This window comes from Sphingobium sp. TomTYG65 (genome assembly GCF_055395525.1).
This window is the reverse complement of record NZ_AP027330.1, coordinates 2,540,324-2,561,957: the sequence shown is the minus strand read 5'-3', so window position 1 is coordinate 2,561,957 and position 21,634 is coordinate 2,540,324. Positions and strand designations below refer to the sequence as shown.

General features: G+C 64.3%; 18 protein-coding genes. 6 read left to right on the top strand and 12 right to left on the bottom strand.

All coding sequences use genetic code 11. From position 1 onward, the window contains the following. Positions 1 to 81: 81 nt before the first annotated feature. From ACZ5Y5_RS12655 to mnmA, 11 genes are all read right to left on the bottom strand, one after another. Positions 82 to 2,103, bottom strand: a complete 2,022-nt coding sequence (locus tag ACZ5Y5_RS12655; RefSeq protein WP_464808963.1) for a M13 family metallopeptidase — start codon at positions 2,101 to 2,103, stop codon at positions 82 to 84. A 51-nt stretch (positions 2,104 to 2,154) separates the two neighbouring features. Further along, the gene (bioD, locus tag ACZ5Y5_RS12650) at positions 2,155 to 2,769 is read right to left on the bottom strand and encodes a dethiobiotin synthase (RefSeq protein ID WP_464808962.1); all 615 of its coding nucleotides are present in this window, start codon (positions 2,767 to 2,769) and stop codon (positions 2,155 to 2,157) included. Next, complete coding sequence (locus tag ACZ5Y5_RS12645) at positions 2,766 to 3,890, bottom strand: 8-amino-7-oxononanoate synthase (protein WP_464808961.1); 1,125 nt, start codon at positions 3,888 to 3,890, stop codon at positions 2,766 to 2,768. The genes bioD and ACZ5Y5_RS12645 overlap by 4 nt, the downstream gene beginning before the upstream one ends. A gap of 201 nt (positions 3,891 to 4,091) precedes the next feature. After that, on the bottom strand, positions 4,092 to 4,775 hold the full coding sequence (locus tag ACZ5Y5_RS12640; protein ID WP_464808960.1) for a DUF2490 domain-containing protein: 684 nt from the start codon (positions 4,773 to 4,775) through the stop codon (positions 4,092 to 4,094). Between the two features lie 158 nt (positions 4,776 to 4,933). Beyond that, positions 4,934 to 6,883 carry an alpha/beta hydrolase family protein gene (locus ACZ5Y5_RS12635; protein WP_464808959.1) on the bottom strand — a complete coding sequence of 650 codons (1,950 nt, stop codon included), beginning with the start codon at positions 6,881 to 6,883 and terminating at the stop codon, positions 4,934 to 4,936. A gap of 90 nt (positions 6,884 to 6,973) precedes the next feature. Then, a complete protein-coding gene (locus tag ACZ5Y5_RS12630) occupies positions 6,974 to 9,097 on the bottom strand; it encodes a sodium-translocating pyrophosphatase (RefSeq protein WP_464808958.1) in 2,124 nt (707 codons plus the stop codon). 252 nt (positions 9,098 to 9,349) lie between these two features. Continuing rightward, the gene (thiL, locus tag ACZ5Y5_RS12625) at positions 9,350 to 10,264 is read right to left on the bottom strand and encodes a thiamine-phosphate kinase (RefSeq protein WP_464808957.1); all 915 of its coding nucleotides are present in this window, start codon (positions 10,262 to 10,264) and stop codon (positions 9,350 to 9,352) included. A 94-nt stretch (positions 10,265 to 10,358) separates the two neighbouring features. Beyond that, the gene (gene nusB, locus ACZ5Y5_RS12620; RefSeq protein WP_464808956.1) at positions 10,359 to 10,805 is read right to left on the bottom strand and encodes a transcription antitermination factor NusB; all 447 of its coding nucleotides are present in this window, start codon (positions 10,803 to 10,805) and stop codon (positions 10,359 to 10,361) included. 65 nt (positions 10,806 to 10,870) lie between these two features. Next, positions 10,871 to 12,160 (bottom strand): histidinol dehydrogenase, encoded by a 1,290-nt coding sequence (gene hisD, locus ACZ5Y5_RS12615; RefSeq protein WP_464808955.1) that lies wholly within the window; start codon positions 12,158 to 12,160, stop codon positions 10,871 to 10,873. After that, positions 12,150 to 12,812, bottom strand: coding sequence for an ATP phosphoribosyltransferase (gene hisG / locus ACZ5Y5_RS12610; RefSeq protein ID WP_464808954.1), 663 nt, complete (start codon positions 12,810 to 12,812; stop codon positions 12,150 to 12,152). Before hisG ends, hisD begins: the two co-directional genes overlap by 11 nt. A 163-nt stretch (positions 12,813 to 12,975) precedes the next feature. Next, positions 12,976 to 14,082, bottom strand: coding sequence for a tRNA 2-thiouridine(34) synthase MnmA (gene mnmA / locus ACZ5Y5_RS12605; RefSeq protein ID WP_464808953.1), 1,107 nt, complete (start codon positions 14,080 to 14,082; stop codon positions 12,976 to 12,978). A 123-nt stretch (positions 14,083 to 14,205) separates the two neighbouring features. Between mnmA and ACZ5Y5_RS12600 the strand changes: the two genes are divergently transcribed. The 3 genes from ACZ5Y5_RS12600 to ACZ5Y5_RS12590 all read left to right on the top strand — a co-directional run bounded on the left by ACZ5Y5_RS12600 (position 14,206) and on the right by ACZ5Y5_RS12590 (position 15,365). Then, the gene (locus ACZ5Y5_RS12600; RefSeq protein WP_464808952.1) at positions 14,206 to 14,502 is read left to right on the top strand and encodes a hypothetical protein; all 297 of its coding nucleotides are present in this window, start codon (positions 14,206 to 14,208) and stop codon (positions 14,500 to 14,502) included. A gap of 107 nt (positions 14,503 to 14,609) precedes the next feature. Next, positions 14,610 to 14,909 carry a CtrA inhibitor SciP gene (gene sciP, locus ACZ5Y5_RS12595; protein ID WP_062112932.1) on the top strand — a complete coding sequence of 100 codons (300 nt, stop codon included), beginning with the start codon at positions 14,610 to 14,612 and terminating at the stop codon, positions 14,907 to 14,909. Positions 14,910 to 15,110: 201 nt separating this feature from the next. After that, entirely contained in the window at positions 15,111 to 15,365 is a 255-nt protein-coding gene (locus tag ACZ5Y5_RS12590) for a GlsB/YeaQ/YmgE family stress response membrane protein (RefSeq protein ID WP_464808951.1), read from the top strand. A gap of 66 nt (positions 15,366 to 15,431) precedes the next feature. Here ACZ5Y5_RS12590 and ACZ5Y5_RS12585 read toward each other — a convergent pair whose 3' ends face one another. Continuing rightward, the gene (locus ACZ5Y5_RS12585; RefSeq protein ID WP_464808950.1) at positions 15,432 to 15,680 is read right to left on the bottom strand and encodes a GlsB/YeaQ/YmgE family stress response membrane protein; all 249 of its coding nucleotides are present in this window, start codon (positions 15,678 to 15,680) and stop codon (positions 15,432 to 15,434) included. 179 nt (positions 15,681 to 15,859) lie between these two features. On the opposite strand from ACZ5Y5_RS12585, the gene ACZ5Y5_RS12580 reads away from it, so the two are divergent. The 3 genes from ACZ5Y5_RS12580 (at position 15,860) to ACZ5Y5_RS12570 (ending at position 21,550) form a co-directional block, all read left to right on the top strand. Next, positions 15,860 to 17,026, top strand: coding sequence for an efflux RND transporter periplasmic adaptor subunit (locus ACZ5Y5_RS12580; RefSeq protein WP_464808949.1), 1,167 nt, complete (start codon positions 15,860 to 15,862; stop codon positions 17,024 to 17,026). 24 nt (positions 17,027 to 17,050) lie between these two features. Next, positions 17,051 to 20,212: an efflux RND transporter permease subunit gene (locus tag ACZ5Y5_RS12575; protein ID WP_464808948.1), complete on the top strand. Its 3,162-nt coding sequence runs from the start codon at positions 17,051 to 17,053 to the stop codon at positions 20,210 to 20,212. A gap of 72 nt (positions 20,213 to 20,284) precedes the next feature. Next, complete coding sequence (locus ACZ5Y5_RS12570; RefSeq protein WP_464808947.1) at positions 20,285 to 21,550, top strand: DUF445 domain-containing protein; 1,266 nt, start codon at positions 20,285 to 20,287, stop codon at positions 21,548 to 21,550. Positions 21,551 to 21,634 lie beyond the last annotated feature (84 nt).

The window sequence follows — 21,634 nt, the reverse complement described above, 5'->3', positions numbered from 1 at the left end:
TGACGGTTGAGCAGCGTCACAGCTTGTCCCCATGATCGCTCGCCCCGCCGCAGAGCCGAATCGTTCCGGCGGGGCAATGGATCACCAGATCTTCACCCGGTCTTGTGGTGCGAGGTAGAGTTTGCCGCCCGGCGCGGGTTTGAACGCGGCGTACCATTGATCAAAATTGCGCACGGTATCAGCGCGATACTGAGACGGCGAATGGGGATCAGTGACCAGCCGCTGCCGCAGATTCGGCTCACGATAGTTGCGCCGCCACACCTGCGCCCAACCGAGGAAGAAGCGCTGGTCGCCGCTGGTGCCGTCGATCACCGGGGCGGGCCTGCCACCAAGTGAGGCATGATAGGCGTCGAGCGCGACGGCGAGGCCGGCCAGGTCGCCGATATTCTCGCCCAGGGTGAAGGCGCCCTTCACATGCGCGCCGGGGAAAGGTTCATAGGCGTCATATTGCTTCACCAGCTTGTCGGTCAGCCCCTTGAAAGCGGCGACATCAGCGTCGCTCCACCACTGGTTGAGCTTGCCGGTTTCATCATATTTCGCGCCCTGATCGTCGAAATGATGGCTGAGTTCATGGCCGATCACAGCACCGATGCCGCCATAGTTGACGGCGGGATCGGCATGGGGATCGAAAAAGGGCGGCTGAAGGATCGCGGCCGGGAAGACAATCTCCACCATGGAGAAGTCCGCATAGGCGTTGATCTCCATCGGCGTCATCTGCCATTCCCAACGGTAGATGGGCTTGCCGAGCTTCCCCATCTGATAGTCGAATTCATAATGGTTCGACCGCAGCGCATTGCCGAACAGGTCGGCTGGTTTGACGGTCAGCCCGCGATAGTCGCGCCATTTTTCGGGATAACCGATCTTTGGCGTGAAGGCGGCGAGCTTCTTGTGGGCGCGAGCCTTGGCAGCGTCGCTCATCCAGGGGAGGCCATCGATGCGGCGGCCCATGGCGGCGATGACATTCCTTACCAGCTGATCCATGGCTGCCTTGGTTTCGGGTGGGAAATATTTCGCGACGTAGATCTTGCCGACTTCCTCGCCCATGGACTCCTTCACGAAATCCACGGCGCGCTTCCACCGCTCCTCGCGCTGCGGCGTGCCCGACAAACTGGTGCCGTAAAAGGCGAAGTCGGCATCGGCGATCCGGTCAGGCAGATATGTGGCGTAGGCGTGGAGGCTGCGCAGCAGAAGCGCGTCCTTCAACTGCTCCAGCGGCGTCCTGGCGATCAGCGCCGCCTCCCCGGTGATGGCGCTGGGCTGAGCGACGATCAGGGCAGCGGGTTTCAACTCATTGGCGGCGAAATAGTCGGCGAAGGGGAAGGCTGGCGCGGCTTTCTGAAGGTCGGCCAGGGTCATCCTGTTGTAGGTCTTGTCGGCGTCACGGCTATCGACCTGAGTCCAGTGCAGCTTCGCCACTTCGGTTTCGAACGCCATGAGCGCAGCGGCGCGGCGCTTTGCATCGGACTGGCCCGCGAGCGTCAGCATCTGCTCAAGATGCGCGACATAGGCGGTGCGGATCGCCGCCATCTTTTCGTCAGGCTGAAGATAGAAGTCGCGGTCGGGGAGGCCGAGGCCGCCCTGCCGCAGGTTCAGGATGTAATGGTCGGGGTCCTTGTCATCCTGTCCCACATAGAAGGCGAAAGGTCCGGCAATGCCTGCACGGGCGGCTTCGGCTGCGATACAGGCATAGCCGCGCTTGTCCCTGATCGCCTGTATTTTCGTGAGCCAGGGCCGGATGGGGGATAGCCCCTTGGCCTCGACCGGAGCAGCGTCGAGATAGCTTGCATAGGCGATGCCGATCTTGCTCGCGGGGTCGGTCCGGGCGGCCTCCAAAATAGCTTTGGTCCGTTCGCGCGACAGGTCGTCGAGGACATTGAACGCACCATAGTTGGACTTGTCGGCCGGGACCGGCGTGGAGCGTGCCCAGCCGCCATTGGCGTGGAGGTAAAAGTCGTCGCCCGGCGCGACCGCCGGGTCCATGCCTTTCGTGTCGAAGCCGTAGCTACCATAGGTCGGCTTTGCGGCGGGGGCCTGATCGGCCTGCGCAACCGAAGCGGCGAGGACCAGCGCCGAGGCGGCGGCGCCGAGGAGGAGAAATTTCATCGAAGCATCCTTGCTTGACCGGGTTGCAAGGAGTTGAGCCGGGACAGTGCGTCAGGGCAAGCGGATATTCGCGGCGAAGGCAGCCTTAAGGCTCTGCGCGTTCAGCGGATCAAGGCGCGGCAGGCGGCCGAGGCTAGGGACCTTGCCAAGAGCAGGGATGATCCGCTCATTTTCCGCATGAGCATCGCCAATGAAGGCGATGCCGGCGAGGGGCACGCCGCGGCTGCGCAGCGCTTCGATGCTGAGCAGGCTGTGGTTGATGGTGCCAAGCGCGGTGCGGGCGCAGAGGATGACCGGCAGGCCCCAATGGGCGAAGATGTCGGCCATCAACAGGGTCTGGCTGACCGGCACAAGGACGCCGCCCGCACCCTCGACCACCAGCGGGCCATCGATGGGGGGCAAGTCGAGCTTGTCGAGGCTGATCTCAACCCCGTCGAGGCGTGCGGCCAGATGGGGCGAGGCAGGGGTCTTTAGGCGATAAGCTTCGGGCAGAATATGGTCGGCTGGCAGATTCGCGAGGCGGGCCACCGCTTCCTTGTCCCCCTCCGGATCGATCCCGGCCTGGACGGGCTTCCAATAGCGCGCGCCGAGTGCGCCCGCCAGACCGGCGGCGAAGACCGTCTTGCCAATGTCCGTGTCGGTGCCGGTGACAACGAAGCGGGTCATGCCAGCACCCGCTGCAATTCCTTGCCGAGCGCAGCGACATCCGCGCGGCCGACGTTGAGCGTCAGCGAGATGCGCAGGCGGCTGGTGCCCGGCGGCACGGTGGGCGGGCGGATGCCGCGTATGTCGAACCCCGCCTCCTGCAGGGCGGCGGCGGCGGCCATGGCGCGGCGGTCCTCACCCAGCAGGACAGGAACGATCTGGCTGCGCGGCTGCGGCAGGCCGAGCGGCGCACAGATGGATTCGGCCGCATCGACGCGCAGGGTCTTAAGCCGGGCGCGGAGGTCGTCGGCCTGCTCGATCCGATCGATCGCCGCCGAAACGGCGACGGCCATCAGCGGCGAGGGCGCGGTCGAGAAGATGAAGGCGCGCGCACGGTTGATGAGATAGTCGATGATGATCTGCGGCCCGCAGATGAGCGCGCCTTCCACCCCCATCGCCTTGCCGCAGGTGTGGAGCGTGACGACATTGTGAAGGCCGTCCAGCCCAGCCGAAAGGCCGCGCCCGCCCGGACCGAAAACGCCGGTGCCATGCGCCTCATCCAGGATCAGCATCGCCTCATGCCGAGCAGCGAGCGTGGCGAGGTCCGAAAGCGGCGCTATATCGCCGTCCATCGAATAAAGGGTTTCGACGGCGATCCAGATGCGCCCCTTGCCGCCCTCCGCGCGCCAGGCGGTAATGAGATCGGCAAAGCTCTGCATATCATTGTGGCGGGCGAAGACGGTCGCCGCCTTGGAGAGGCGAATGCCGTCATGCACGCTGGCATGGATCAGTTCATCGGCGACGATCAGGTCGCCTCGCTGCGGCAGGGTGGAAAAGATCGCGCAATTGGCGGCGAAGCCGTTGGCGAGGAACAGCGCCCCCTGCGTGCGGAAGAAGGCGGCGGCTTTCGCCTCCAGCCCCTCATGCTCGGGCGCGTTGCCGCGCAGCAGGCGCGATCCGCCAGAGCCCACCGGGACCCCGCGCGCGACCGCATCGGCGACGGCCTGCCCGATCAGGGGATCGGAGGCGAGGCCGAGATAATCGTTGGAAGCAAAATCACGCCCGGCGCGCGGCACCAGGCGGCGCAGACGCCCCCGTTTGTCGAGGGCCGCCAGCTGCGAGCGGAAGGGTTCGCTGGTCATGGGGGCGCCTATAGGCCCCTATGTGGCAGGGGGGCAAGGTGTGGGTGCCTCGCCTATCTCGTCTTTTCAAAAACCGCCCAACGCCCGCTGTTATTGGACCACCCCGTTCGCCCTGAGCTTGTCGAAGGGCCTTCTCTCTTCCCGGAGAAGGGCTTCGACAGGCTCAGCCCGAACGGGTTGAGGGGCCGGAGGGAGGGAAGCCTAGAAAGAGAAGCTCAGCGCGAAAGACGCGACACTGTCGTTCGGATCATCGGCGTGGGGCCGGAAGCCATGCTGGTGCAGATAACCGATTTCGGCATTCACATTCTTGGCCAGCGGCGTGGTGATGGCGATCAGGTTGCGCATCCGTTCCTCACCCTCGACGCGCTGGAAATTGGTGGTGTTGAGGTCGATGAAGCTTTCATGGCTCAGCACCAGCGCAGTCTTGCCGCCTTCCTTGAAGGGCAGGACATATTTGACATAGGGCCGCAAACGCCAGGCAGTGCCATCGACGCCTTCGCGCCAGCGTTCCTCAAGGCGCAGGCGGGCGCTGAGCTGGCCCGGGCCGATCTTCACTATATTGTCGAACGTCACCTGCTGGCGGCCGCGATGCTCCATAACGGTGAAGTCGCCGCTGACATAATTCGGATCGTGGGTGTAGCCCGCCCAGATCGTGACCTTCTTGCTGATCTTGTAACCGATCAGCGAGTTCATCTCGACTTCGTACAGGCCGTTGCGGTCGTTGCTGAAACGTCCGATCACTTCCTGCGAGAAGCGCCATTTGTCACTGAGCTTCACATTGGCGGTGACGCCGGTCCAGAGCTGCTCATCCTCGCTGGCGTGCGCGGCCGCCGGAAGGGCGAGCGCGGCGAGCGCGGACAGAAAAAGCTTGAAGGTCGGTCGCATTGAATCTTTCTCCCTCGCCCCGTGGCGTGGGCGGCCGACTATGACTTCTATGTTACCGCATCATTTCTATTATATTTCACTTTCATGACATGCGCATGGCCATAGGCTCGCCGCAGACGGTGCGGCAGCCTATGTCCGATGGTGCACGGATGGCGTGGCTAAGCCGGATTATGCTCCTTGAGGAAAGCATCGAGCCGCTGAAGAAAATCGAGCCGGTCGGCTTGGCGCGAGAAGAAATGGTCGGCAAGCGGCTGTTCGACGTAGATGAAGTCTTTGCCCGGCGCTTTTCCCGCCGCCTTCAGCTTTTCCGCCATCTCGCGCGATTGTGTGACCTGCACGCGCCGGTCCTTCTTCCCATGCATCAGCAGGATGGGCGTGGAAAACTGGCTGGCGAAATTGATGGGAGAAACGGCTGCGAAATTGGGGGCCTGTTGCCGCATCCAGTCCGAACGGCCGCCGTGATTGAGAAAGCGGCGATCGTACCGCATCATCGCCGAAAGGTCCGACACCCCCGCATAAGATACCGCGCACCGATATTTCGCCCCGTCGCGCTGCGCCGCCCGCATCGCGGCATAACCGCCATAGGACGCGCCGGCGATGCAGACGCGCTTTGCGTCGGCAATGCCTTCCTTCACCGCCCAATCGACGGCGTCGTTCAGGTCGTCCTGCATGGCGAGGCCCCATTGCCCCTCCCCCTTTTCCGCGAAAGCCGTGCCATAGCCTGACGAACCGCGATAATTGGGCTGCAGCACCGCGTAACCGCGATGCGCGAGAAACTGTACCCACCAGTCCCAATCTTCACTGTCGCGTGCGAACGGGCCCCCATGCGGCAGCAGGATCATCGGCAGATTTCTGGGACTCCTGTTCGCAGGAAGCGTCAGCACGGCGGCGATTTCCAGGCCGTCGCGCGCCTTGTACCGGATGGTCTTGACCGGCGAGAGATGCGCGCTGCCAAAGCTGCTGCTGACATTGGAAAGAAGCCTCATCACGCCATAGTCGGTGTCGTAATAGTAATAAGCGCCAGGTTGATCGGCGCTGCCGACATGCACGATCATCTTCTTGTGATCGCGACTGGTGGAAACGATCTTTGCCCGGCGATTGCCGACCGCCTTGTCGAGATCCGCCTGGATCTGCACGAGCGAGGCGTCGAACCAATGCACTGCGGGCGCATCGGCGGTGTAATAAACGCCGGAAAGGCTCGTCTGACTGTCGTCGGTCACGACGTTGCCGATGTCGAAGCCAGGCGCGGCGAAGATCTTCTGCCCCAATTGCAGCGTGTTCAGGTCGAGCTCGTAGAGCGCCTCGGTTCCGTCACGATCGTCGCTGGCGATAGCCTTGCCAGGGTCAGCCGTGAACAGCAGCGGCGTCACCATGGATTCATTACGGCGCTTGTCGGCGCGGTCGACTACGCGGAAACTGGACTTGCCGTCCGGACGGTACAGCAGCTTTGAGGTGCGCGTCGCATCGACATAGCCTACCCCCATCCGAACGGCTCCAGACGCGTCGGCACGCCAGGACATGACGTTCGCACGCGGCGGGATGACATTGCGCATCCGGCCGGTGGTCACATCGACTTCATCAACCTGGGGCCAGAAGCCCGGCTCATTGATGTATATCGATGTCTGATAGGACAGGAGGATGCGCGGCGTGCCATCCCGCGCCATCCAGACGACATCGTCGGCATTCTGCGCCGCCGTATTCTTGGCGAGCAGATTGAGCTTGGACCCGTCGCGTTTGATGCTGGCGACGCGGCTGAGACGGAAGGGCATGCCTTCGACGAAGCTTTCCGCGCCCAGACCCGCGATCAGCCAATCATCGTTGACCCATGACCACCAATTGAGGTCGTTTTCGCCCAACCCCATCGCGTGGAAAGCCTTAGCGTCGAATATGTCGGCTATGACGAGCATTAACCGACCCTGATATCCCACCCGCGCGGCGACACGCCTGCCGTCGGGCGACAATTCCGGCTGCTCCATGAGCGGCAGTTCAGCGAAGGCCTCTATCGGCCATTCCTTGGGCTGAACGGACTTCGACGCTTCGGCTTGTGCGAACGCGACGGACGAAAGCTGCGCGAACAGGATGCTCGCGGCAACTGCAATCTTCTTCAAGCTATGTACCCCCCGAACAATAACCCCGCCCTAATCATAGGGCGGGGCCATTCTACTGTCTTGAATTTTTTGACAGTTTGTTCTCGGTCGCTACGCCCCATGCGCCAATGCGGCGAGCAGGAGCAGGGCGACGATGTTGGTGATCTTGATCATCGGATTGACGGCGGGGCCCGCCGTGTCCTTGTAGGGGTCACCCACGGTGTCGCCGGTCACGGCCGCCTTGTGCGCTTCCGATCCCTTGCCGCCGTGATTGCCGTCCTCGATGAACTTCTTCGCATTGTCCCAGGCTCCCCCGCCCGAGGTCATAGACAGCGCGACGAAGAGGCCCGAGACGATGACGCCGAGCAGCAAAGCGCCCAGCGCGGCGAAGCCGTTGGGCGTGCCCGCGACGGCCGAGATCGCGAAATAGACGACGATCGGCGCCAGCACCGGAAGCAGGCTGGGGATGATCATCTCCTTGATCGCGGCGCGGGTGACGAGGTCCACCGTGCGGGCATAATCAGGGCGCGACGTCCCTTCCATGATGCCGCTGTTGGTGGCGAACTGGTCGCGCACGTCCTTGACCACATCGCCCGCTGCGCGGCCCACCGCCGTCATGCCCATTGCGCCGAAGAGATAGGGCAGCAGCGCGCCCAGCAGCAGGCCGACGATGACATATGGGTTGGAGAGGCTGAAATCGACCGGCTCGGTAAGACCAAGGGCCGAGTTGTAGAATTTCAGGTCCTCCGTGTAAGCGCCGAACAGGACGAGCGCAGCGAGGCCCGCCGAACCGATCGCATAGCCCTTTGTCACCGCCTTGGTCGTGTTGCCCACGGCGTCCAGTGCGTCGGTCTTGCCACGCACGCTGTCATCAAGATGCGACATTTCCGCGATGCCGCCTGCATTGTCCGTGACCGGACCATAGGCGTCGAGCGCGACGACCATGCCCGCCAGCGCCAGCATGGCGGTGGCCGCGAAGGCGATGCCGATGAGGCCCGCCAACTGATGCGCGACGATGATGCCCGCGACGATCACCAGCGTGGGAAGCGCGGTCGCTTCCAGGCTGACGGCGAGGCCCTGGATCACGTTGGTGCCATGGCCGGTTTCCGACGCCCGCGCGATGCTGCGCACCGGGCGATAGTTGGTGCCGGTATAATATTCGGTGATCCAGACGATAAGGCCGGTCACGGCGAGGCCCACCATCATCGACCAGAAGAGCGCCATGCCGGTATAACCGCCATTGCCGTCAAGATCGGTGCCGAAGCGGGCATTGAGATCGCCCAGCGTGAAGTGCGCCGCGAAATAGAGCGCGGGGATGGACAGGATAGCGGTGGTCCAGAAGCCCTTGTAGAGCGCGCCCATGATCGATTGGCTGGCGCCCAGGCGCACCATGTAGGTGCCGATGATCGACGTGATGATGCACACGCCGCCGACGATCAGCGGCAACGACATGAGCTGTTGCAGGAAGGCGTTGTCCACGCCCTTCACCAGCAGCGCGGTCAGCACCATCGTCGCGCCGACGGTCACGACATAGGTTTCGAAGAGGTCAGCGGCCATGCCGGCGCAGTCGCCGACATTATCGCCCACATTGTCGGCGATGACGGCGGGGTTGCGCGGATCATCCTCCGGAATGCCCGCCTCGACCTTGCCCACCAGGTCCGCGCCGACATCGGCCGCCTTGGTGAAGATGCCGCCGCCCAGACGCGCGAAGATGGAGATGAGGCTGGCGCCGAAGGCCAGAGCCACCAGGGAGTCGATCACCAGACGATCGTCAGGCGCGTGACCGGCAGGTCCGGTCAGATACCAGAAAAAGACGCTGATCGCGAGCAAGGCGAGGCCCGCCACGAGCATGCCGGTGATGGCCCCTGCCCGAAAGGCGACGGTAAGGCCGCTCTGCAGCGTGGTGCGCGCGGCTTCCGCGGTGCGGACATTGGCGCGCACCGAGATGTTCATGCCGATGAACCCCGCCGCCCCCGACAGGATCGCGCCGATCAGGAAGCCGATCGCGGAGGTTGCGCCAAGAAAGAAGAAGACCAGCGCCGCGACCACGACGCCGACCATGCCGATGGTCGTATATTGGCGGCCAAGATAGGCTCTTGCCCCTTCCTGAATGGCCCCCGCAATCTGTTGCATGGTTTCATTGCCGGCGGAGGCCGCCAGCACCTGTCGACTGGTGAACAGGCCGTAGAGCACGGCCAGCAGGCCGCACCCTATGGCGATATAGACAATCTGCATGGATGTTCCTCTCCCCCTGTTTTTCCTATCATCGGCCGCTCCGCAGGGAATGACGGGCGAACGAAAGGCGTAAGGGCGGGCGGCCGGAATTCACGCATCCGGCATCAGGCACCGCGTCAATCAGCATCAGGGTCACGCACATCATGAGCGTCCAACCGGGCTGAAGAAAGGATGCGGGGAAGCTACAGGCAGGACGGGCCGCGTCAAGCGGTTACGGAATTCACCTGAATCAGCGACTTGGCGGAGTGTGGGTCAGCCATGTTCCCAGCCGAGGCGGGCGGGCAGAGGCATCTCAGCCCCGTCGATGACGAGGCAGAGCCCCGATCCGGCGGAGAAATGTCCTACGGGAATGGCCCTGACCGGCGGCTTTTCTGAAGACGGAAGGGCGAAGAGCAGTTCGTAATCATCACCGGCTTGCGCCGCGGCGATCTGTGCGGCGGTGCTGGCGCCGCGCACCGCCTCCAGCGCGGGAGAGAGGGGTATGTGGTCGATGGTGACGGCAAGCCCACTCGCCTGCGCCATGCGCGCCGCATCGATGAGAAGACCGTCCGACACATCCATCATGGCGTGAGCATGGGGCGCGAGCAGCGCGCCTTCGGCGAGGCGGGGCTTGGGACGGCGATAGGCTTCGACCAACGGCCCGGATGCTCTGGGGTCGGAGCGGAGCAGGTCGAGGCCCACGCCGGCGTCGCCGACCGGGCCGGTGATATAGAGACGATCCCCCGCCTGAGCGCCTGTCCTCAGCGGCACCGGTCCGCGCGCCTCACCGATGGCGGTGAGGCTGTAGCTGCGGGCGCTGCGTCCGGGCATTTGCACGGTGTCACCGCCGAGCAGCGGCATGGCGTGACGGCTGAGCGCCTCACCCAGTCCTTCGAGGAAGGCGGCGTCCCAGCTATCTTCGCCGGACAAGGCGTAGTTGAGGAGGCATGCCACCGGCCTCGCGCCCTTGGCGGCGAGGTCGGAGAGGTTCACGGTGGCGAGTTTCCAGCCGATATCGGCGGGAGGGTCGGTGGGGAGATAATGCACGCCCTCGACCATGGTGTCGCTGGTGAGGATCAGGCGGGTTTCGCCAACGTCCAGGACGGCCACATCGTCTTGCAGGCCCTGGGCGGCGGGATCGCTTGCCAGCAGGCGGAGTAAGGTGAGGAAGCGGGATTCAGCGGACATGGCCTACCGTGCTCCTGCGAAGGCAAGTGCCCAGTTCAGAGCCCAGGGCTGAGCTCCTGCCTTCGCAGGAGCACGGCCCGCCATCCGAACAGCCCTACTTCCGCACATCCTTCGCCACACCATCCAGCAAGCCGTTGACGAACCCTGCCTCCCGCTTGTCGTAGAAGGCATGGGCGACATCGACATATTCGCTGATCACGGTGCCGGTCGAAACATCCTTGCGGGCCAGCAGTTCGTAAGCGCCCGCGCGGAGGATCTGGCGCATCGGCTTGTCGAGGCGTTCCAGGCTCCAGCCCTTGGACAGGCGCGCGGCGATGACGCCGTCGATTTCGTCCCGGCGCTTGTCCACGCCGCTTACGATGTCGTCAAAGAAGCTTTCTTCCGCCTGGGCATAGGTGACGTCTTCGATCGTCGCGCCGAGGCGATGCTGGTGGAACTCATGCAGCAGGGCGGCGAGCGGCGTGCCTTCCATTTCCAGCTGGTACAACGCCTGGACCGCGGCGAGGCGGGCGGCGGAGCGGGATTTGGCGCGATCGTTCATAAGGATTCCATGTAGCCGTTCGCCCTGAGCTTGTCGAAGGGCAGTGTTTCTTGAAAAGAGCGGGCTTAGGTCAGCCGCACCGCCACCGAGGCAGCGTGAGCAGGAAGCCCCTCCGCCTCCGCGAGGGCGACCGCTGCCGGGCCGATGGCTCCGATCGCGGCCTTGTCCAGGCTGAGGAAACTGGTGCGCTTCATGAAATCGAGCACCGAGAGTCCCGAGGAAAAGCGCGCGCGGCGGCCGGTCGGCAGGACATGGTTGGGACCCGCAACATAATCGCCGACGGCTTCGGGCGTCATGCGGCCGAGGAAGACCGATCCGGCATGCCGCACCTGTGCGAACAGCGCGTCGGGATCGTCCACGGCAAGTTCCAGATGCTCCGCGGCGAGGCGGTTTACCAGCGGCATCGCCTCCTGCCAGTCCCGCACCAGGATGATCGCACCATTGGCGGCCCAGCTGGTCGCCGCCACCGCCTGCGTCGACAGCAGCGGCAGGCGCTTTTCGACCGCCGCCGCAACGGCATCGGCAAAGGCGGCATCGTCGGTGAAGAGGATCGACTGGCTGGTCGGGTCATGTTCGGACTGGCTGAGCAGATCGGCGGCGATCCAGTCGGGATCATTGTGCGCGTCGGCGACGACGACGATCTCGGACGGGCCCGCAACCATGTCGATGCCGACGACGCCGTAAAGCTGCCGCTTGGCCTCCGCGACCCAGGCGTTGCCGGGGCCGGTGATGACGTCCACGGGCCTGATCCGATCCGTGCCATAGGCGAGCGCGGCCACGGCCTGCGCCCCGCCGATGCGCCAGATCTCCTCGATCCCGGCGATGCTGGCTGCGGCGAGGACCAGCGGGTTGATCTCCCCATTGGGCGTGGGCGTCACCATCGCGATGCGCGAGACGCCCGCGACCTTGGCGGGGATGACGTTCATCAGCAGAGAGCTGGGATAGGCCGCGCGGCCGCCGGGCACATAAAGGCCCGCCGCATCGACCGGAGTCCAGCGCGCACCCAGGCGCACGCCTGCCGCATCGACGCTGTCGCTGCCTTCAGGCTTCTGCTTTTCATGATAGGCGGTGATACGCGCCGCCGCGAGTTCGAGCGCCTCGCGCAGCTGCGGCGAGATACTCTCCAGCGCCGCGCGGCATTCGGCCGGGCTGACCGCCCAGCCGCTCGCTTCCAGATCGTGCCGGTCGAAGCGGCTGGTATAATCGGCGATCGCCGTGTCGCCCTCCGCGCGCACGCGCTTCAGGATGGCGGTGACGTCGCGCGACACATCCTCATCCGCCTCGCGCCGGGCATCCACCAGAGCGGTGAAGGCGGCGACGAAATCCGCGCTGCGGCTATCGAGCCTAAGCGGCATCCTTCACCCCCACGGCCTTGCGGAAGGCTTCGACCAGCGGCGTGAGCTCAGCTGAGCGCATCTTGTAGGCGGCGCGATTGACCACCAGCCGCGCCGACACCTGCATGATGACATGAGTTTCGACGAGGCCGTTCGCCTTGAGCGTCGCGCCCGACGACACCAGATCGACGATCCGGCGCGAGAGACCGAGCGAGGGCGCGAGTTCCATCGCGCCGTTCAGCTTCACACATTCGGCCTGAATGCCGCGCGCTTCATAATAGCGGCGCGTTAGATAGGGATATTTGGTGGCGACGCGGACATGGCTCATCGCCGCCTCATCTTCGTCGGCGAGATCGACGGGTTCCGCGACCGACAGGCGGCAATGGCCGATGTCCAAGTCCACCGGCGCATAGAGTTCAGAATAGTCGAATTCCTCGACCACGTCGGAACCGACGATGCCGATCTGCGCGGCCCCATGAGCGACGAAGGTGGCGACGTCGAAAGCGCGCACGCGGATGATCGATATGTCGGGACGATTGGTGGCAAAGCGGAGCGCCCGGCTCTTCTTGTCATAGAATTCCGCCTCCGGCTCTATGCCGACGCGTGCGAGCATCGGCAGCGCTTCATCAAGGATGCGGCCCTTGGGGATGGCGAGTGTGAGCGGACGAGTCATGACCGGCGGGCCTTACTTGGCGGGCGGAGAAAGGGCAAGGTTTTGGGGGTGGCCGTTTCCTCCCTGCGCGCAGCATGAAGAGGGGGACCGGCTGCAGGCTGGTGGAGGATAGTTGCGCGACCTTCCCATTCTTCCCCTCCACCATCTTGGGATAGGGTGGATGTCAGGCCGCTTCCAGCACAGCTCCTTCCGTCGCGGCGATCCAGCCGCCGCCCAGCACGCGGTCGCCCGCATAGAGTACGGCGGCCTGGCCGGGCGCGACGCCATATTCGGGCGCGTCAAAGATCAGCCTTTCGGCCTCCAGTCGGGCAGGCACGGGCTTTGCCATGGACCGCACCTTGGCGCTCAGCGGGCCGGTGAAGTCACGACCGAGCCAATTGATGTCGGACAGCCGCGCCGCAGACACGGCAAGCGCGGCCTTGGGCCCGACGATCACCCGCCGTCCTTCGGCGTCGAGGCGTACGACATAGAGCGGTTCGGCCTGACCGCCGATCTCCAGCCCTTTGCGCTGTCCCACCGTATAGTGGATCAGCCCCTTGTGTGCGCCCAGCACCCGGCCATCGACATGCACGATCTCGCCGCCCTGGTCCGCGTCGGGGCGCAGCTTGCGCACGATCTTGGCGTAATCGCCGTCGGGCACGAAGCAAATGTCCTGGCTGTCAGGCTTCATCGCCACGGACAGGCCGAGTTCGGCGGCAATTTCGCGCACCTGCGGCTTTGGCAAACCCCCCAGGGGGAAACGCAGATAATCCAGCTGCGCCTGAGTCGTGGCAAAGAGGAAATAGCTCTGGTCGCGGGCTGGATCGGCAGCGCGGTGCAGTTCGGCGCCCTGCGGGCCCTCCACCCGGCGGACATAATGCCCGGTGGCGAGGCAGTCCGCGCCGAGGTCGCGCGCGATCTGGAAAAGGTCGGTGAACTTCACCCCCATATTGCACTTCACGCAGGGAATGGGCGTGCGTCCCGCCATATATTCATCGGCGAAGTCTGCGATCACCGAGTCTCGGAAACGGCTTTCATAATCAAAGACATAATGCGCGATGCCGATGCGGTCTGCGACGGCGCGAGCGTCGCGGATGTCCTGCCCGGCGCAGCAGCTTCCGGTGCGGCCAACCGCAGCGCCATGATCATAGAGTTGAAGCGTCACGCCGATGGTTTCCGCGCCCGTGCGGGCGGCCAACGCAGCGACGACGCTGGAATCCACGCCCCCGGACATGGCGACGACGATTCGCCGCTGCTTGAGCGGCTCGGGCAACTGAAACTGGGGCTGCATGGGCGCGCATATAGTCGCGCGCGCGCCTGCATTCCAGCGGGATTCAGCCACCGCGCCCGCGATGCGTCATTCCCGTGACGGAGTTTACCGGACCTTATCCTTTATTCGCTATCCCCTCGCCTCATGGATTTCAGTTTCCTTCGGGCGGGTGGGCTTCGGCCTGCCAATGCCAGACCCGTCAGCCGGCCGCACGCGCCGGTCTGGCCGATGCTGCGGGCCGCTTCGGCGGCGGCGCAGGCGGCCAGCCCGACCGCGCAGGCGGTTGCCGGGGTCCTGCGGGGGCAGGACGAGCCGAGCGACTGGATCCAGGACCTGGCCGGAATCTTCGCGCCTCGTCCAAGCGGCGTGATCGAAGCCGCGCGTCCAACGGGCAGCTTCAACCCGTTGATCGCACAGCATTTAAGAGTGGGGCAAGGATGATGAAGGGGGCGTTTACCGTGGCGCTTTAGTCGATCTTCAGGGCTGACGCGCATACCGGTTGCCGCTGCTGAATTCGGCAACGCCAGTGCCGCTTTTTGAGGGTGAGAATGATAGAAAATCAGAAAATTCGGCCTGCTCAGGTCGTCGGGCCGCTCGGGGAACCCCTGACTCTGGAGAGCCTTCCCCCGGTGAATACAACCCGGTGGGTCGTGCGCCGCAAGGCCGAGGTGGTGGCCGCCGTCAATGGCGGGCTGCTGACCGTCGATGAAGCGTGCGCGCGCTATTCGCTGACGCTGGAAGAATTTGCGGGCTGGCAGCGCGCGGTCGATCGGTCGGGCATGCACGGGCTGCGCGTCACGCGCATTCAATATTACAAGTCGCTCTACGAACGGCAGCAGAAATACTGATCATCCCGCCACGCGCGGGTTGCGCGGGGCAGATATTCAAGGGCCGCTGGATCCGTTTCCGGCGGCCCTTTCCTTTTGGGCGCGGCCCCGATTCTTCTCCCATTGTCAACCCAGAAACATTTTTGACGGAACGCGAAGCCGACTTCTCCGTTGAATAGATCAGCCAACCCGCTGGGGGCGCTGGTCCAAGGAGAGTGTGAAATGGGTATCATTTTGTGGCTTGTTGTCGGCGGTATCATCGGCTGGCTTGCCAGCATGGTCATGCGCACCGATGCGCAGCAGGGCATCCTTTTGAACATCGTCGTGGGTATCGTGGGCGCCTTCATCGGCGGCCTGATCTTCAGCGGCGGTTCGATCAACGAAGGCCTGACGCTCTATAGCTTCCTCGTTTCCCTGGTGGGCGCGATCGTGCTGCTCGCCATCGTCAACCTGGTCCGTCGCGGATCGGTCCGCTAAAACCGACCCCAAAAGCTTAGCTGGCGGGTATGAAGGGCTGCGTTTCGGCGCAGCCCTTTTTTGCGTCTACCGGCGTCTGGCGAACCAGCGATAGATGGCGAGTACGCCGATCGAGCCCAGTACGGCAGCCAGGAAACTCGCCTGCTCCCCCGGCTCATAGACGCCGAGCAGACGCCCGACATATCCCGCCAGCAACGCGCCAGCGATACCAAGCAGCACCGTCAGCACACAGCCGCCCGGATCGCGGCCCGGCATCACCAGTCGCGCAATCGCGCCTGCGAACAGGCCGACGATTATCCATCCGAACAATTCCATCCTAGCCTCCCGCAGTTAACTTAGGTCATAGCGCCATAGCCGCGCCGGTTTGGCAAGGGAGGCGCTCACCCCGCCAGCGTTGCCCCGCTGATGCGCAAAGTGTATGGAGGGTTGAGACAGGTGCGTTATTCATATAACACAGCGCTTGCACGGCCAAGCCGCCGAACGATGGAACCAGGATGAACTACGAAACTCAAGTCGCCGGGGACGCCCCGGTGCGCATCTTCGCCGACGAACCGCAGCCTGCGCGGCGGCGGATGCTGGTTATCGGGGCGATCATCGCCATCATCCTGATCGCCATCGCCGCTTGGGTCACGATGCATGGCAAGGGCGCGGAGGCGCCCGCAGCGGAACAGGCTCCCGCAGTTACCGTGATCGTCCCCGGCCAATCGGTGGTCCCGCGCACGATCAGCGGCACCGGATCGCTCGCCGCCCGCGTGGAAATGCCGGTGGGCGTCGTGGGCGAAGGTGGCGAAGTGCGGCAGGTACTGGTGCAGCCAGGCGATTGGGTCCGGGCTGGACAGGTACTGGCGGTGATCGAACGGTCCGTACAAGCAGAACAGATTCGATCCCTGGCGGCGCAGCTGGAGGTGCAGCGCGCCGATGCGAAGCTGGCGCAGGCTCAGCTTGACCGGGCGCGCGCATTGGTGAAGCGCGGCTTCATCAGCCAGGCGGACATCGACCAGCGCACCGCTACCCGCGATGCCGCAAACGCCCGCGTGGCTGTGGCGGCGGCGCAGCTTGCCGAGCAGCGGGCCCGCACGGGGCGTCTCGACATTCGCGCACCGGCGGCGGGCCTGGTGCTGACGCGCGACGTTGAGCCGGGACAGATTGTCGGATCAGCCAGCGGCGTGCTGTTCCGCATGGCCAAGGGCGGCGAAATGGAATTGCTGGCGCAGCTGAGCGAGGGCGACCTCAGCACGCTGCGGCCCGGAAACAGCGCGACTGTGACTCCGGTTGGTAGCCAATCGCGATTCAGCGGACGCGTATGGCAGGTTTCGCCTGTCGTCGATCCGCAGACCCGCCAAGGTATCGCACGCATCGCCATCCCTTATAATGCCGCGATCCGTCCGGGCGGTTTTGCGTCCGCGACGATCGTCAGCGGGACCGCGACCGCGCCGATGCTGCCGGAGTCCGCCGTGCAGACGGACGACAAGGGGCATTATGTCTATGTCATCAATGCGCGTGACGAGACTGAGCGGCGCGATGTTGAGGTAGGCCAGGTATCCGACAAGGGCGTTGCGGTAACCAGCGGCCTGAATGGCAATGAACGTATCGTGGCGTCGGCGGGCGCCTTCCTGCGGCCGGGGCAGAAGGTCCGGCCGCAACTGCAAAAGGCCGGGTAACACCGCGCCTGCGAGGAAGCCGTCATGAGTTTTCGCAATATTTCCGCCTGGGCCATTCGAAATCCGGTGTCGCCACTGGTGCTGTTCGTCGCGCTGCTGATCGCCGGGGTCGTCAGCTTCGGCCGGATGGACATCAACCAGCAGCCCGATATCAGCTTCCCCATAGCGCAGGTGCTGGTGCTGCAACCGGGCGCAGCGCCGCCGGAACTCGAAACCCAGGTGACGCAGCGGATTGAGGCCGCGGTTCGCGGCATCAGCGGCGTCGATGAGATCACATCGACCGTGTCCGAAGGTCAGTCGATGACGATCGTGCAGTTCCAGATCGGAACGCCGATCGACCGCGGAGTCAATGACGTCAAGAATGCGGTGGATCAGATCCGCAGCGACCTGCCCGAAGGCATATTGGAGCCGCAGGTCACGCGTCTGGATGCGGATGGACCGATCGCCTATTTCAGCGCCGAAGCGACCGACATGACGCTGGAGCAATTGTCCTGGTATGTGGACAATACGGTCGCCAAGCGGCTTCTGGCGGTGCCGGGCATGGCTGCGGTGAAGCGCGGCGGCGGCGTTACGCGTGAGATCCGCGTCATATTGGACCCGGTCAAGCTGCAGTCGCACGGGATCACCGCCGCGCAGGTCAATCAGCAGCTGCAGCAGGTGAACCTGAACGCGGCAGGCGGCCGTACTGAAATCGCGGGCGCAGAACAGGCCATTCGCGTGCTGGGCAACGCGCAGGATGCCTATGCCCTGGGACAGACGCAGATCGCTATCCCCGGCGGACGCACGGTAAAGCTCGCCGACCTCGCCGATGTGCGCGACATGTATGCGGAGCAGCGGTCGCTGTCGCTGATGAACGGCACGCAGGTGACGAGCTTCAGCATGGAAAAGGCGAAGGGATCATCGGACGTCACCGTCTTCGACAATGCGCTCAAGGTGCTGGAGCAATTGAAGAAGGAAAATCCGAAGGTCCGCTACAAGCAGCTGTTCACCAGCGTCGAATATACCAGAAGCCAATATCACTCGGCGATGCAGTCGATGATCGAAGGCGCGGTGCTGGCGGTCGTTATCGTGTTCCTGTTCCTGCGTGACTGGCGCGCGACGATCATCGCTGCGCTGGCCATTCCGCTGTCCGCCATTCCAACCTTCTGGTTCATGGACATGATGGGTTTCACGCTCAACATGACGTCGCTCCTGGCGCTCAGCCTCGTGGCGGGCGTGCTGGTGGACGACGCGATCGTGGAGATCGAGAATATCGTCCGCCACATGCGCATGGGCAAAACAGCCTATCAGGCAGCGATCGATGCCGCCGATGAGATCGGCCTTGCCGTACTGGCGACAACGATGGCGATCGTCGCGGTGTTCCTGCCGGTCGCGCTGATGCCGGGGATTTCCGGGCAGTTTTTCATCCAGTTCGGCATGACCGTCGTCGTGGCCGTGCTGCTGAGCCTGGCGGTTGCGCGCCTCATCACGCCCATGGTCGCGGCCTATTTCCTGAAGGCCCATGGCCAGGAAAGCCATGGCGAGGGCTGGTTGATGGACGTCTATATGCGCGTCCTGCACTGGTCGCTCGACGAACGGGCGGCGCACGCCTACCGCGCACGCGGCGGGCGGCCGCGCTTTGCCGCCTGGCTGCGGGATCATCGCCTGTGGACCGTGGGCATAGGCGGGCTCGCCTTTGCCGCGACCCTGCTGGCCTTCGCGACATTGCCGATGGCGTTCCAGCCGTCGATGGACACGGATTTCAGTCAGGTGAAGATTGAAACCGTGCCGGGCAGCACTTTGGAGCAGACGGCTGGGGTCGCCCGGCGGGTGGCGGACATATTGGCGGCGGACAAGGATTATGTCGATGCGGCCTTTGCCGATATCGAACCGACCAGCGCCAACATCTACCTGACCTTGCGCAAGGACCGGCCCGGATCATCGGTGGATTGGGAACGCAGCGTCGCGCCGAAATTCCAGCAGATCGCCGATGCGCGGGTCAATTTCCAGTCGCAGGCGGGCGGCGGCTTCGGCCGTGACGTCACGGTCATGCTGGGCAGCGACAATGCCGATCTGCTGGAGCAGACGGCGAACAAGCTGGTGTCCGAGATGTCCGCCGTGCGGGAGGTCCGCGCGCCACGCGTCCAGGGCGACATGAACCGGCCGGAAATCATCATCAAGCCACGCTTTGACCTGGCGGCCAGCCTGGGCGTGACCACCGCCGCGCTCAGCCAGACGATCCGGGTGGCGACCATCGGTGAGATCGATCAGAACAGCGCCAAATTCTCGCTGTCGGACCGCCAGATTCCGATCCGCGTGGCAGTGGCCGAAAACAGCCGGCGCGACATCGCCACGGTCGAGAATATGCCGGTTCCCACGGTCAGCGGAGGCTCCGTTCCGCTGAAGGTCGTTGCCGATGTCGAATTTGGGGCAGGCCCGACGCAGATCCGCCGCTACAACCAAATCCGCCGGATCGTCGTCGATGCGGACTTCGCACCGGGCATCGTCAGCAGCCAGGCGATGAAGAAGATCAACGCCCTGCCGACGATGAAGGCGGTGGAGGAAGGACGCATCCCCGGCATCCAGAAAATCAACACCGGCGAGTCCAAGTGGCAGGCCGAGATGGTGATGAACTTCGTCGTCGCGGTGATTTCCGGCGTGATGCTGGTGCTGGCGGTGCTGACGCTGCTCTACAAGCGGTTGATGCCGCCCTTCGTCAATCTGGGCTCGCTGCTGCTCGCGCCGCTGGGCGGCGCGATCGCGCTGCACCTGACCGGCAATCCGATTTCCATGCCGGTGCTGATCGGCCTCTTGATGCTGCTCGGCATTGTCGCCAAGAACTCGATCCTGGTGATCGATTTCGCGCTGGAGGAAGTGCAGAAAGGCGTGCCGCGCTTTGACGCGATCGTGGACGCGGGGCACAAGCGTGCGCAGCCGATCGTCATGACAACCGTAGCCATGGTCGCGGGCATGGTGCCGACCGCTCTGTCTCTGGGCGGCGACAGCGCCTGGCGCGCGCCGATGGGTATTACGGTGATCGGCGGACTGCTGCTATCCACTCTGCTGACGCTGGTGATCGTGCCTGCGACGTTCAGCCTGGCCTTGGAGATAGAGGAGTGGGCCGGCCCCCGCCTCAGCCGCCGCTTGCTCACCTACAAGCCCGGGGACGATTCGCCACATGACGGCACCGCACAACCGGCGGAATGAGGCGAAGGACAGACGGCGCGGTGAAAGAAGCGCTTGTCTGAACGAAACGGCGGCGTAACCGTTGGTCGGACGATGAAGTTGCTTCCCGTTTCCCTTCCCGCCGCCGATGTGCCGGTCCGATCCTCACGCGACATGCGGCTGGTGGCAACCGGCATGTTGCTGGCCATGGCGCTGCTGTTCCTGGTCGCGCGGGCCACAGCCCATGTTCACCCCGCCATAGGTTTCGTCCAGGCCTTCGCCGAGGCGGCGATGGTGGGTGGACTTGCCGACTGGTTCGCCGTCACCGCGCTGTTCCGCCATCCGCTTGGCCTGCCCATTCCGCACACGGCAATCATTCCACGCAACAAGGACCGCATCGGCGACACGCTGGCGCTGTTCCTGCGCGATAACTTCCTGACCCCCGCCGTCGTCGCCCGCCGCATGCAGAGGCTGGACGTGGCGGGCGCGGCCGGACGCTTTCTCGCCAGCCCCTCTGGCGGCGACGGCCGCCTGCGCGAGGGCGCTTCCCGGCTGGCGGCAGACATGCTCGAAGCGTTGGATCAGGAACGGCTGGGCGGAATGGTGAAGGGCGCCATTGCGCAGCGGCTGCGCGGCATGAACCTGTCGCCTTTGATCGGGCAGGCGATCGAGGCTGCGATGCGGGACGGCCGCCATGCGCCTGTGATGGACGGGATTATCCATTGGGCAGATCGCACGCTGGAGGCCAATGACCATTTGATCCGCCAAATGGTGCACGACCGGGCGGGGAAGATATTGCGCTGGACCGGCCTGGATGAGAATCTGTCCAACGCCATCATCGACGGGCTGCGGCGGCTGCTGGCGGAGATGGCGGCCGATCCCGGCCATAGCCTGCGCCTGAAGGCGGAAGAAGGCATGGCGAAGCTGGCGCAAGACCTGCAATTCGATGCCGCCATGCAGGAGCGCGTGTCCCGCATCCGCGACGAGATCGTCGATAATCCGGCGATGCAGCGATGGATCGACGGCCTGTGGGAGCAGGCGCGGTCCGGGCTGCTGCGCGCAGTGCGCGATCCGAGCAAGGCAATGGCGGGACGTTTGGGCGAAGCTCTGCAGCAGCTGGGTGCGACGTTACAGGAGGATGCCCGGCTGCGCCTGCTGATCAACCGTTTCGTTCGCCGGGCGGCAGTGGGTGCGACGGCGGCTTATGGCGATTCGATCGTGACGCTGGTAAGCGAAACAGTGCGGGGGTGGGACGCGGGGACCGTCACCAGCCGCCTTGAGGGCGCGGTGGGCCGCGACCTGCAATATATCCGGATCAACGGAACGCTGGTCGGCGGGCTCGTCGGACTGGCGATCCATGCCGTCGATACATTCTTCTGATCTTCGCTGCCTGCCCTCTTGAAAGAGGCTTCGGCCATACTTAGTTGGCGTCGGCAAGCATTTTGCGTTGCAATTTGCAACTTT

Excerpts from the sequence above, each read along its gene's own strand:
- ACZ5Y5_RS12655 (WP_464808963.1), bottom strand. The coding sequence starts at position 2,103 with ATGAAATTTCTCCTCCTCGGCGCCGCCGCCTCGGCGCTGGTCCTCGCC.
- bioD (WP_464808962.1), bottom strand. The coding sequence starts at position 2,769 with ATGACCCGCTTCGTTGTCACCGGCACCGACACGGACATTGGCAAGACG.
- ACZ5Y5_RS12645 (WP_464808961.1), bottom strand. The coding sequence starts at position 3,890 with ATGACCAGCGAACCCTTCCGCTCGCAGCTGGCGGCCCTCGACAAACGG.
- ACZ5Y5_RS12640 (WP_464808960.1), bottom strand. The coding sequence starts at position 4,775 with ATGCGACCGACCTTCAAGCTTTTTCTGTCCGCGCTCGCCGCGCTCGCC.
- ACZ5Y5_RS12630 (WP_464808958.1), bottom strand. The coding sequence starts at position 9,097 with ATGCAGATTGTCTATATCGCCATAGGGTGCGGCCTGCTGGCCGTGCTC.
- thiL (WP_464808957.1), bottom strand. The coding sequence starts at position 10,264 with ATGTCCGCTGAATCCCGCTTCCTCACCTTACTCCGCCTGCTGGCAAGC.
- nusB (WP_464808956.1), bottom strand. The coding sequence starts at position 10,805 with ATGAACGATCGCGCCAAATCCCGCTCCGCCGCCCGCCTCGCCGCGGTC.
- hisD (WP_464808955.1), bottom strand. The coding sequence starts at position 12,160 with ATGCCGCTTAGGCTCGATAGCCGCAGCGCGGATTTCGTCGCCGCCTTC.
- hisG (WP_464808954.1), bottom strand. The coding sequence starts at position 12,812 with ATGACTCGTCCGCTCACACTCGCCATCCCCAAGGGCCGCATCCTTGAT.
- mnmA (WP_464808953.1), bottom strand. The coding sequence starts at position 14,082 with ATGCAGCCCCAGTTTCAGTTGCCCGAGCCGCTCAAGCAGCGGCGAATC.
- ACZ5Y5_RS12600 (WP_464808952.1), top strand. The coding sequence starts at position 14,206 with ATGGATTTCAGTTTCCTTCGGGCGGGTGGGCTTCGGCCTGCCAATGCC.
- sciP (WP_062112932.1), top strand. The coding sequence starts at position 14,610 with ATGATAGAAAATCAGAAAATTCGGCCTGCTCAGGTCGTCGGGCCGCTC.
- ACZ5Y5_RS12590 (WP_464808951.1), top strand. The coding sequence starts at position 15,111 with ATGGGTATCATTTTGTGGCTTGTTGTCGGCGGTATCATCGGCTGGCTT.
- ACZ5Y5_RS12585 (WP_464808950.1), bottom strand. The coding sequence starts at position 15,680 with ATGGAATTGTTCGGATGGATAATCGTCGGCCTGTTCGCAGGCGCGATT.
- ACZ5Y5_RS12580 (WP_464808949.1), top strand. The coding sequence starts at position 15,860 with ATGAACTACGAAACTCAAGTCGCCGGGGACGCCCCGGTGCGCATCTTC.
- ACZ5Y5_RS12575 (WP_464808948.1), top strand. The coding sequence starts at position 17,051 with ATGAGTTTTCGCAATATTTCCGCCTGGGCCATTCGAAATCCGGTGTCG.
- ACZ5Y5_RS12570 (WP_464808947.1), top strand. The coding sequence starts at position 20,285 with ATGAAGTTGCTTCCCGTTTCCCTTCCCGCCGCCGATGTGCCGGTCCGA.